This is a genomic window from Orlajensenia leifsoniae (assembly GCF_004570845.1).
Taxonomy (GTDB): domain Bacteria; phylum Actinomycetota; class Actinomycetes; order Actinomycetales; family Microbacteriaceae; genus Orlajensenia; species Orlajensenia leifsoniae.
Genome location: NZ_SPQZ01000004.1, coordinates 476900 through 487467, shown reverse-complemented (window position 1 = coordinate 487467; position 10568 = coordinate 476900). Strand labels below are relative to the sequence as shown.

The window sequence follows — 10568 nt, the reverse complement described above, 5'->3', positions numbered from 1 at the left end:
CGGCTGTCGCTCCTCGCAGCGCTCTCCTAGGCGAGCGTCACGTTTGCAGCGAGCCTAGCCGCGGCTGTTGCAGCTGGGAAGAGTGTGACGTGCGGTGACGTCAGACGGCGGGCAGGGCCTCGGAGGTGAGTGCCTCGGACGTGAGAGCTCCGGCCGGCACGCGGAACTCCTCCAGCTGGGCGGCGAACTCGGGGTGCACGAGGGCGCGCACGGCCGTTCCGTGCTCGGTGTGCTCTGTGGCGAGGACCCGACCACGCACGTGCAGGCTGGACACCAGCTCGCCGCGCGCATAGGGGATGAGCAGCTCCACCTCGACACTCGGGTCGGGCAGCAGCTCGGCGATCTTCACGAGGAGTTCGTCGATGCCCTCGCCCGATCGCGCCGACACGAAGACGGCGTTGGGCTCGAGGCCGCGCAGGACGAGGCGGTCGTCGTCGCTCACCAGGTCGGACTTGTTGAAGACCACGAGCTCGGGGATGTGGCGCGCGTCCACCTCGCCGATGACGTCGCGCACGGTCTGGATCTGGCCGGCCGGGTCGGGGTGGGAGGCGTCGACCACGTGCAGGATGAGGTCGGAGTCCGCGACCTCCTCGAGCGTGGACCGGAACGCCTCGACGAGCTGATGCGGCAGGTTGCGCACGAACCCGACGGTGTCGGCGATCGTGTAGAGCCGACCGTCCTCCGTGGTGTTCCTGCGCACGGTGGCGTCGAGGGTCGCGAACAGCGCGTTCTCGACCAGGAGCCCGGCCTTGGTGACGCGGTTGACGAGGCTGGACTTGCCGGCGTTCGTGTAGCCCGCGATGGCGACGGATGGCACCGTGTTGCGCTTGCGGTTCGCCCGCTTGGCCTCGCGTGCGGGCTTCATCGCGATGATCGACTTGCGGAGCTTCGCCATGCGGGTGTGGATGCGGCGACGATCGAGCTCGATCTTCGTCTCACCGGGACCACGCGAGCCCATGCCGGCTCCGGCGCCACCGACCTGGCCACCAGCCTGGCGGGACATCGACTCACCCCAGCCGCGCAGGCGCGGGAGGAGGTACTCGAGCTGCGCGAGCTCGACCTGGGCCTTGCCCTCACGGCTGGTGGCGTGCTGGCTGAAGATGTCGAGGATGACGGCCGTGCGGTCGATGACCTTGACCTTCACCACGTCTTCGAGCGCACGACGCTGGCTGGGCGCGAGCTCGGTGTCGGCGATGACGGTGTCTGCGCCGAGCGATGCGACGATGCCGGCTAGCTCGCGGGCCTTGCCGCTGCCGAGGTAGGTGCTGGGGTCGGGGTGCGGCCGACGCTGGAGCAGGCCGTCGAGCACTGTCGCGCCGGCGGTCTCGGCGAGCGCCGCGAGTTCGCGGATGGAGTTCTCGGCGTCGGTCTGCGAGCCCTGCGAGTAGACGCCGATGAGCACGACGTTCTCGAGGCGCAGCTGGCGGTACTCGACCTCGGTGACGTCTTCGAGTTCCGTCGAGAGACCGGCCACACGACGCAGCGCCTGGCGGTCTTCACGGTCGAACTGGTCGCCGTCTGAGTCGACGCGGTGGGCGCGACCCTCGTCGTCCTGCAGCGCCTGTGCGGAGCCGCCGAAGATGGTGTAGCCGGCGCGCTGCTCGGCGCTGGCGAGGACGCGGGCGACGACATCGTCGTCCGGCGTCGTGGTATCGGGTTCAGTCATTGCGTCAATCCTATCGTTGCCCCATTGGTCTCACTCAGCCCGGTCGGGTAGTTTCCCTCTCATGGCTTCAGAGCATTACTTCACGAATGACCCGTCGACCGAACTGAAGCCGAGGCAGATCACGGTGCAGCTGAGCGGGCGGGAGTTCACTCTCACGACGGCTGGCGGAGTGTTCAGCCCCGATCACATCGACGATGGCACTTCCGTGCTTCTCGACAACGTTCCGACTCCCCCGCAGAACGGTGATCTGCTCGACATCGGCTCGGGCTGGGGACCCATCGCGCTGACGATGGCCCTCGAGGCTCCGGATGCCACGGTCTGGGCTGTCGACGTGAACGATCGTGCCCTGGAACTGGTGCGTCGGAACGCCGCTGCCGTCGGCGTCACCAACATCAACGCCGTGCGGCCCGAGGATGTTCCCGCCGGGCTGACGTTCTCGACCATCTGGTCAAACCCGCCCATCCGCATCGGCAAGGCCGAGCTTCATGCCCTGCTCCAGACCTGGATGCCGCGACTCGCTGCGGACTCCGAGGCCTGGCTCGTGGTGCAGAAGAACCTCGGAGCCGACTCGCTGCACCGGTGGATGACCGAGGAGTTCCCCGACCTGGACATCGCCCGCGAGGCCGTCGGCATGGGATACAGGGTGCTGAAGGCGACGCACAACCGCTGAACGATTCGCCCCGCGCGCGCTTCGGGCGGTCGCCTCGCTCGGTCCTCAGCGAGCGGGCGTGAGGTCAGTCGAGGAATGCCAGCGCGGCGTCCTTGAAGGCCCGGGCGGTGAGGACGTTGATGTGATCCCGGCCCGGGATCGATGCGAACGATGCACCCCACTCGGCCGCGAGCTCCGCGGCTCCGGCTCCGACGGGGTCGAGCTCGCCCACGACGATCATCACGGGGATCTCCCCGGGTCGCAGGAGCGGGGCACCGGTCATGCCCCGGATGCAGGCCAGCAGCACGGCGGGGTCGGCTCCCGCCGCCAGCGCGGGCCCGACGACGGCCTGCGCGATCGGGTTGCCGGCGAAGTCGGCCGTGCGCAGCATCCGTTCGACGTCGTCACCCCGCCAGGTCGCGAAGACCTCGAGGGGGCCCGTACCGCCGAGCACGAGGCGACGGATGCCGGACGGCTCGAGCTGGGCGAACGCCGAGGCGATCCTGGTGCCCATCGAGTAGGCGACGACGTCCACCAGGTCGACGTGAGCCGCGTCGAGCACGGCGCGCAGGTCGGCGGCCTGCGCGTTCGGGGTGTAGCGGGCGGCGTCGGCAGGGCTGTCGCTGCGTCCGTGACCGCGCAGGTCGACGGTGATGACCTCGCGGCCGGCGCGCTGAAGGAAGCGCACCCACCCTGTGGCCTCCCAGGTGACGCGTGGGTCGGAGGCGAAGCCGTGCACCAGGAGGATCGGCGGCTGCCCGGAGCCGGCGACCGCGGCGATCCCGGTGCCACCGCTCGCACCATGAACGTCGTAGGCGATGCGGGTGCCGTCAGCCGACACGGAGAAGCGTGTCACTCCTCGGGTGCGTCCTGTGCGCCCGTCTCCCCCACCGCGGCCTCCGACGCCGTGATCTCGACGCCGGCGTGCGCCAGCTCGGCGAGGGCCGCCGCACTGGAGTCGGGAGCGACACCGGCCACGAGGTCTGTGAGCACGCGCACGTGCTGGCCGTGCTCGACGGCGTCGAGCGCACTGGCCCGCACGCAGTAGTCCGTGGCGATTCCGACGACGTCGACGGCGGTCACACCGCGTGCCGTCAGCAGTTCCGAGACCGTCTCCCCCTGCTCCGTCGTGCCCTCGAAGATCGAATACGCGGGAACGCCCTGCCCCTTGCGCACGTGAACGTCGATTCCGTCGGTGGCGAGGTCGGGGTGGTACTCGGCTCCGGCCGTTCCCGAGACGCAGTGCGACGGCCAGGTGTCGACGAAATCCGGAGCGGCATCCGTCGCGAAATGTCCGCCGTTGTCGTTTCCGCCGTCGTGCCAGTCGCGTGAGGCGAACACGACGTCGTAGGCGTCGGGATGCCGCTCCAGCAGCGCACTCACTCCGGCCGCGACGGCAGCACCCCCCTCGACGCCCAGGGCGCCACCCTCGGTGAAGTCGTTCTGCACGTCGATGATGAACAGTGCCCGTGTCACGTCAGCCTCCCGATGTTCGTCCCTCGATTATCGCGCGACAGCCGACGAGAGGCACCGTCGGGCGGTCGACTCAGGAGCAGAAGTCGGCGATCGAGCGCTCCAGCACTGCAGCGAGCCGCTGCACGGAGGCCAGGTCGACCCATTCATCGGGCGCGTGGGCTCCGCTGCCGTCGACGCCGAACAGCACCGTGGGGATGCCCGCTTCGGCGAGGAGCCCGGCATCAGTCCACCACGGATCGCCCTGCAGCTCGACGGGCGACCCCGTCACGTGCGCCACGGCATCGCTCACGACCCGCTGGATCGCGGCATCCGTGGGCGTCTCGAACGCCGCCCGAGACACCAGCTCGGTCAGTTCCCACCGGATGCCGTCGGCCGCGGCGACGGACGCGATCGCGGCCTCGAGCTCGCGGCGCACCTCGGCCGGGGTCTCGCCGGGAAGGGTGCGACGTTCGATGGTCAGGCTCGCCCGGGCGGCGACAGTCGCGGCGTCGGTTCCGGCGTCGATCCTCGCGACGCGCACTGTGGATCGGGGAAGCATCGGATGCGCCGGTCGAGCGTCGAGCTCGACGTCGAGGGCACGCAGCGCGAGGAGCACGTCGGTGGCGTAGTCGATGGCGTCGACGCCCAGTTCGGGCTGGGAGCCATGGGCGGGAACGCCGGTGATCGCCAGCGTGAACCACGCGAAGCCGCGGTGCGCCACGGTGAGTCGGGAGCCCGTCGGCTCCCCGACGATGGCCCCGTCGGCACGGATGCCGCGCTCGGCGAGGGCGAGGAGGGAGTCCTCGGTGCCCGCCGACGCGAACTCCTCGTCGGCCACGAGGGTGAGCACGACGTCGCCTCGCAGCCCCGACGCAGTGGCTCGGCTCGCGGCGATCATCGCCGCCGCTGCGCCGCTCTTCATGTCGTACACGCCGCGGCCGAACATCCGTCCCCCGGATATCCGCGCGTCGAAGGGGTCGCCCGTGAAGGCGTCGACGCCGACGGTGTCGAGATGTCCGTTGATGAGCAGGGTGCGCCCGTCGCCGCTGCCCGGTGCAACGGCCAGGACGCTCGGACGATTCGCGTCACGGCCGGCCAGCCACACCTCGAATCCGCGGGCGGCCAGCCAGCCGGCGGCGAACCGGGCGACGGCGGCCTCTCCGGTGCCACCGCCGCTGCCTTCGCCTTCGCCTCCGTCGCCGAGCGAGGGGTTGACCGACGGGATCGCGACGAGCTCCCGCACGAGGTCGATCAGTTCGTCATCGCCCACGGATCAGCCCCGATCGTTCGACGCGGTCAGTTGTTGGAGAGGTTGTCGCCGCAGCTGTAGAAGCCCGCCGTGAGCAGGTCGATGGCGGTCTTGGCGTCTTCGCTCACGTCGCCGAGGGCGTAGACGGCGAACGTCAGCGGGGTCCCGTCCGAGGCGGCGATGATGCCGGAGAGGGTGTACCCGGTGTCGATCCACCCGGTCTTGGCGAACACCGAGCCGTCGGCGACCGATGCGTCGCCGGTGAACCTGTCGGTGTACGACAGCGAACCGGAGCGTCCGGCGACGGGAAGTCCGTCGGCGATGACGCCCAGGTTCGCTTCCCGCGCATTGATCTTTACGAACAGCCGGGTGAGGTACGACGGCGAGATGGCGTTGTCGTCGGACAGGCCCGAGCCGTCGACGACGACGATTCCGGCGGTGTCGACGCCATAGCTGTCGAGGGCCGCGATGACGGCCGGCTGAATGGCCGAGAAGTCGCTTCCGGTTCCCGCGGTGACGGCCGTGAGACGGGCGAGCATCTCGGCGATGGTGTTGTCGGAGACGATGAGCGACTGCTGCACCAGCGTCGACACCGGGGCCGACTGCACGCTGCCGAGCGCAGCAGCGCCGGCCGGCGCCGTTCCGAGTTCGATGGCCTGGATGCCGCCGAGCTGGTCGGCGAACGCCTGTCCGGCGCGTCCGACGGGGTCGTCGCTGCGAGCCGAGGTGTTGCTGTACGGGTCATCGCGGTCGCCGTCGACCTGCAGGGCGGTCACGCGCGACATGTAGCCGTCGTACTGCTCCTTGGAGTTCCAGCTCGGCTGCCAGTCGGGGCCGGTGAACAGAGAGGAGTCGAGGATGAGCTTCGTCAGGGGCGGGTTCGACGGATCGGCGGCCCATGCGGTGCGCACCTGGTTCGCGAGGTCGTCGAGGTGCGCGGCACCCTCGTACGCCGACGTCTCCCCCGAGGGCAGGCGCGAGAGGGTGAGGTCACCGCCGCCGACCAGCACGGCGGAGCCCGGCTCCGAGCCCTTCACCACTGTCGTCGTCGCCCGGTAGTCGGGGCCGAGCACCTTGAGCGCAGCAGCGGTGGTGAGCACCTTCATGACGCTCGCGGCGCGCGAGGGCGTGGTGCCGCCGCGGTCGAAGAGCACCTCGCCCGTCGCGGCGTTCAGCACCTGGGCCTGCATCGAGGCGAGGCGGCCGTCGGAGGCCAGATCGGTCACGGAGCAGGTGCGCAGCCGGCTCGCGGGTACCGCAGCCGCCGGAGTGGCCCGCGGGTCGGGAGTCGGGGTCGGCGTGGCCGTCGGGGTCGCGGATGCCGCTGCCTTCTGGGTGGCCGCTGGCGCCGGGCTGCCGGCTGCAGCGCCGGAGGCGAGGGCGGCACCGGCGAGCAGCGCCACGGCGACGGCGCCGCCGGCGATGGTCCAGCCGCGGCGGTGCGCTCGGAAGAGCCCACCCCTGGCCGGAGCGGCCGGCGTGCTCGGGGCATCCGTTTCAGTCATTCGCGGCAGCCTACGCGGTCGCGCCTGAGAGAATCCGCAAGACGGCGCCGATCACTCGCCCGGGTAGCGAAGGCCGATCTGGGCCCGGATCGCGTCGAGGGTCTCGAGCACCGCCACGGTCTCCTCGGTCGACAGGATGTCGCCGGAGGTCGCTCCCGCGGCGACGAGACGCTCGAGCTCGGCGGCCTGGAACTGCATGCCGCGGCCGGTCACATCGGACGAGAACGACTCGATCTCGGCGCCGTCGGCGTCGTAGGCGCGGAACGAGGTCGGCGAGTACCAGACGGAGTCGATGTCGATGCGGCCGTCGGTTCCGAGGATCGTGGCGATGTTGCGCCCCCGGGTGTCACTGGCCGAGAGGGTCGTGGCGATCTGGCCGCCGGCGTAGCGGAAGATCGTGGCGACCTGGGCATCGGCCCCCGTGTCCTTGAACGTGGCTGACGCCTGGATCGTCTCGGGGGTGCCGAACAGGTCGGACGCGAAGGAGATCGGGTAGATGCCGAGGTCGAGCAGGGCGCCGCCGCCGAGCTCGAGGGCGTTGAGGCGGTGGCCGGGGTCGTCGGGGAGGTCCTGGGTGTGGTCGGCGATGAGGGTGTGCACCTCTCCGAGGGTGCCCGCTGCGATGATCTCGCGCACGCGGACCATGTGCGGCAGCCAGCGGGTCCACATGGCCTCGAGTACGACGAGACCCTTCTCGGTGGCGAGGTCGACGACCTGGCGCGCCTCGGCGGCGTTCAGCGTGAACGGCTTCTCCACGAGCACGTGCTTGCCGGCCTCGAGGGCGAGCGTTGCATGCTCGGCGTGGAACGGATGCGGCGTCGACACGTAGATGACGTCGACCTCGGGGTCGGCCACCAGAGCTGCGTAGCTGGGGTGGGCGTTGGGAATGCCGAACTCGGCGGCGAAGGCATCCGCCGACTCCTGCGAGCGTGACCCGACGGCCTGCACGGTGAAGCCGTTCAGGACGAGGTCGTTGGCCATGGCGTGGGCGATTCCGCCCGTGGCGAGGATTCCCCAGCGCAGTGCATCAGTCATGCTTCGAGGCTAGGGCATGACGACGCGTCGGCGAATCCGAGGGATGCGATGCGAGGGCTGTGATGGGGCCGCCTGTGGGAATCGAACCCACGACCTTCTCATTACGAGTGAGACGCTCTGCCGACTGAGCTAAGGCGGCGTGGCACTCGGCGATCATCCTCTGGGGACGATGCCGCTTGGCACAGTAGGAAAGCATACCGTCTCCGGCGGGCGTTCACGAACACGACGGCGGCCCCACCGGCGCCGATGACTCAGCAGTCGGGGTCGCTGGTGGGGGCGGTTCCCTCGATGAGGAAGGTGTCGACTGCGTCGTTCACGCAGGAGTTCGACTTGTTGTACGCCGTGTGGCCCTCGCCGTTGAAGGTGATGAGGCGACCATCGTCGAGTTGAGAGGCCAGCGACTGCGCCCAGACGTAGGGCGTCGCCGGGTCGTTCGTCGTGCCGATGACGACGATGGGCGGCGAGCCCTCGGCGCTAATCGTCGCTCGTTCCGCACGCGAGGTGTACGGCCAGGTCGTGCACGTGATGTCGCCGAACCCGAAGTAGGCGCCGATGACCGGGGCTGCGGCATCCAGTTCCTGCTCCTGTTCGCGCATGGTGGCGGCATCCGTCACGTACTCGTAATCCATGCAGTTGACGGCATAGAAGGCCTCGGAGGAGTTGTCGCTGTAGGTTCCTGATGCGTCACGCCCGTTGTACTGGTCGGCGAACGACATGGCCTGATCGGCGGATCCGCTCAGAACGGAGTCGAACATGGTGCTGAGCGCCGGCCAACCCTGCTGCGAGTAGAGCGGGTAGATGATCGCGGTGACGAGGGTGTCGCCGCCGAGCATGCGGCCATCGGATGCCCGGATGGGAGTTGCGTCCACCGAGTCGAGCAACGCCTTGACCGTGCCCATGGCGTCGTCGACGGTGCCCTCGAACGGGCAGTCGGCTCCGCCGAGGCAGTCGGTGAGGTAGGCCCGCAGGGCGCTCTCGAATCCCTTCGCCTGCTCGATGTTCACGTCGAGGTTGGTGGCAGCCGGATCGATGGCGCCGTCGAGCACGAGGCGGCCGGCCTTCGTCGGGAACAGGCCGGCGTAGACGGCGCCGAGATAGGTGCCGTAGGAGTAACCGAGGTAGTTCAGGGTGGTGTCGCCGAGTGCCGCGCGCAGCACGTCGAGGTCGCGGGCAGCGCTCTCGGTGTCGACGTTGTCGAGGAGGGCTCCCGTGTTCGAGTCGCAGGCCTCGGCGAAGGCCGTCCCCCGGGCGGTCCTCCCGGCGAGCCAGTCATCGCTGCCCCGTTCGCCGGGGGTGATGTCGTAGAGGTACGCGTCCATCTGCTCGGGTCCGTAGCAGGTCACCGGCGTCGAGCGGCTCACCCCTCGGGGGTCGAAGCCGATGATGTCGTAGTGCTTCTGGAGGTCGGCGCTGACGGCGAAGTCGAGGGAGTCCTTCACGAGGTCGTAGCCGGATCCCCCGGGGCCTCCCGGGTTCACTAGCAGCGAGCCGAGGCGGTCTCCGGTCGCCGGGTGCCGCACCAGGGCCAGGTCGATGCTGTCATCGCCCGGCGCCCGGTAGTCGAGCGGCGCCGCGGCCGTCGTGCACTGGAATCCGTCGCCGCAGTCCTCCCACTCCAGCTGCTGGCCGTAGAACGACTCGAGACCGGCGGGCGCCGTCTCCCCGGTCGGCGTGGAGGTGTGCGTTCCGGCTCCGCCTCCGGCCCAGGGCACGCAGCCGGTCAGAACGAGCGCGAGGACCGCGGCGCCGACGACGGCGGCCCTGCCGCGGCCGCTGCGCCCCTCTCGCAGTGTTCGCGCTGGTCGTGCTGTCGTGGTCATCGGTCGTCGGATCACGCGGCGGCTCTCTCGGATCGGCGGAAGGTCATGAGCATGGCTTCGAGGGCCAGGAGCGGGGCGACGTTGGCCTCGATGCGCTTGCGGGCGACGGCGATGGCATCGAGCGAACGCAGGGTCTCGGCAGCACTGCCCACGGATGCCGCGCGTTCGATCCTGGACAGCAGCTCGCGATTGATGATGGCGGAGTCGCCGTTCAGCTGCAGCATCAGCACGTCGCGGTGCAGGGAGGAGAAGTCGACGAGAATGCGGTCGATGCCGTCTCGGAGGCTGCGGGTGGCGCGGCGCTTCTGGTCGTCTTCGAGCGCCTTGATCTGGCCGCGCAGCGCAGGAGGCAGCGTCTGGCCCGGGGCGACGCCGAGAGAGCGGAGGGCTTTCTCGCGTTCATCGGCATCGCGCTCGAGCGTGATCGCCTTGGCGTCGTCGCCGGCGATCTCGATCATGCGGGCGGCCGCAGCGACGGCATCCGAGACCGTGCGGATGCCGAGGGCTGACACCAGCGTGGCCTCCCGACGTTCGCGGGCCTCACTCGACGTGGCGAGCCGCCGCGCCATGCCGATGTGGCTCTGGGCCTCACGGGCGGCCCGCTCGGCGACCTCGGGGCTGACGCCATCGCGTGCGACGAGCAGCGCGGCCACGTCGTCGATGCTCGGAACCCGGAGGCGCACGGAGCGGACGCGGGAGCGGATGGTGGGGATGAGGTCGGCCTCGCTGGGGGCGCAGAGGATCCACACTGTGCGCTCGGGCGGTTCCTCCAGCGCCTTGAGCAGCACGTTCGAGGTGCGCTCGGGCATGCGGTCGGCATCCTCGATCACGAGCACGCGATGCCGCCCGACCGACGGAGAGTACGACGACGACCGCACGATGGCGCGCACGTCGTCGACCTTGATCGACACCCCCTCGGTGCTGAGGACGGTGAGGTCGGGGTGACTGCGCGCCGCGACCTGAGCGACCGTCGCGTCGTCGCCGTCGGGGTGACCCGAGATGAGCGCCGTCGCGAAGGCGTAGGCGAGGTTCGACCGGCCCGATCCGGGCGGACCCGTGATCAGCCAGGCGTGCGACATGGCCTGCTCTGCTGCACCCTCGGTGGGTGTGGCGGATGCCGCTGCCGCTGCAGCTCGGAACACCGCGATGGCGTCGGCCTGGCCCGTCAGCTCGTCCCACACCGTCATGC

General features: G+C 70.0%; 9 protein-coding genes and 1 tRNA gene. 1 reads left to right on the top strand and 9 read right to left on the bottom strand.

Features of this window, described 5'->3' with window-relative positions:
- Positions 1-100: 100 nt before the first annotated feature.
- Positions 101-1666: a GTPase HflX gene (gene hflX, locus E4M00_RS13195; protein ID WP_135120956.1), complete on the bottom strand. Its 1566-nt coding sequence runs from the start codon at positions 1664-1666 to the stop codon at positions 101-103.
- A gap of 61 nt (positions 1667-1727) precedes the next feature.
- On the opposite strand from hflX, the gene E4M00_RS13190 reads away from it, so the two are divergent.
- Positions 1728-2336: a class I SAM-dependent methyltransferase gene (locus E4M00_RS13190; RefSeq protein WP_135120955.1), complete on the top strand. Its 609-nt coding sequence runs from the start codon at positions 1728-1730 to the stop codon at positions 2334-2336.
- Positions 2337-2400: 64 nt separating this feature from the next.
- Here the strand turns inward: E4M00_RS13190 and E4M00_RS13185 are convergent, their stop codons facing one another.
- From E4M00_RS13185 to E4M00_RS13150, 8 genes are all read right to left on the bottom strand, one after another.
- Positions 2401-3171 (bottom strand): alpha/beta fold hydrolase, encoded by a 771-nt coding sequence (locus E4M00_RS13185; protein ID WP_204773009.1) that lies wholly within the window; start codon positions 3169-3171, stop codon positions 2401-2403.
- Positions 3168-3791: an isochorismatase family protein gene (locus E4M00_RS13180; protein WP_135120954.1), complete on the bottom strand. Its 624-nt coding sequence runs from the start codon at positions 3789-3791 to the stop codon at positions 3168-3170. The genes E4M00_RS13185 and E4M00_RS13180 overlap by 4 nt, the downstream gene beginning before the upstream one ends.
- Before the next feature lie 70 nt (positions 3792-3861).
- Positions 3862-5040 carry a M20/M25/M40 family metallo-hydrolase gene (locus E4M00_RS13175; protein ID WP_135120953.1) on the bottom strand — a complete coding sequence of 393 codons (1179 nt, stop codon included), beginning with the start codon at positions 5038-5040 and terminating at the stop codon, positions 3862-3864.
- Positions 5041-5066: 26 nt separating this feature from the next.
- Positions 5067-6524 carry a D-alanyl-D-alanine carboxypeptidase/D-alanyl-D-alanine endopeptidase gene (gene dacB, locus E4M00_RS13170; protein WP_135120952.1) on the bottom strand — a complete coding sequence of 486 codons (1458 nt, stop codon included), beginning with the start codon at positions 6522-6524 and terminating at the stop codon, positions 5067-5069.
- A 51-nt stretch (positions 6525-6575) separates the two neighbouring features.
- Positions 6576-7559, bottom strand: coding sequence for a Gfo/Idh/MocA family protein (locus E4M00_RS13165; protein WP_135120951.1), 984 nt, complete (start codon positions 7557-7559; stop codon positions 6576-6578).
- Between the two features lie 63 nt (positions 7560-7622).
- Positions 7623-7698, bottom strand: a tRNA-Thr gene (locus E4M00_RS13160).
- A gap of 112 nt (positions 7699-7810) precedes the next feature.
- On the bottom strand, positions 7811-9379 hold the full coding sequence (locus tag E4M00_RS13155) for an alpha/beta hydrolase (RefSeq protein ID WP_135120950.1): 1569 nt from the start codon (positions 9377-9379) through the stop codon (positions 7811-7813).
- Between the two features lie 11 nt (positions 9380-9390).
- Positions 9391-10566, bottom strand: coding sequence for a DNA polymerase III subunit delta' (locus tag E4M00_RS13150; RefSeq protein ID WP_135120949.1), 1176 nt, complete (start codon positions 10564-10566; stop codon positions 9391-9393).
- Positions 10567-10568: the final 2 nt, after the last annotated feature.

What these genes read in the sequence shown, in the direction of transcription:
- hflX (WP_135120956.1), bottom strand. Translation starts at nt 1,666, where the DNA reads ATGACTGAACCCGATACCACGACGCCGGACGACGATGTCGTCGCCCGC.
- E4M00_RS13190 (WP_135120955.1), top strand. Translation starts at nt 1,728, where the DNA reads ATGGCTTCAGAGCATTACTTCACGAATGACCCGTCGACCGAACTGAAG.
- dacB (WP_135120952.1), bottom strand. Translation starts at nt 6,524, where the DNA reads ATGACTGAAACGGATGCCCCGAGCACGCCGGCCGCTCCGGCCAGGGGT.
- E4M00_RS13165 (WP_135120951.1), bottom strand. Translation starts at nt 7,559, where the DNA reads ATGACTGATGCACTGCGCTGGGGAATCCTCGCCACGGGCGGAATCGCC.
- E4M00_RS13155 (WP_135120950.1), bottom strand. Translation starts at nt 9,379, where the DNA reads ATGACCACGACAGCACGACCAGCGCGAACACTGCGAGAGGGGCGCAGC.
- E4M00_RS13150 (WP_135120949.1), bottom strand. Translation starts at nt 10,566, where the DNA reads ATGACGGTGTGGGACGAGCTGACGGGCCAGGCCGACGCCATCGCGGTG.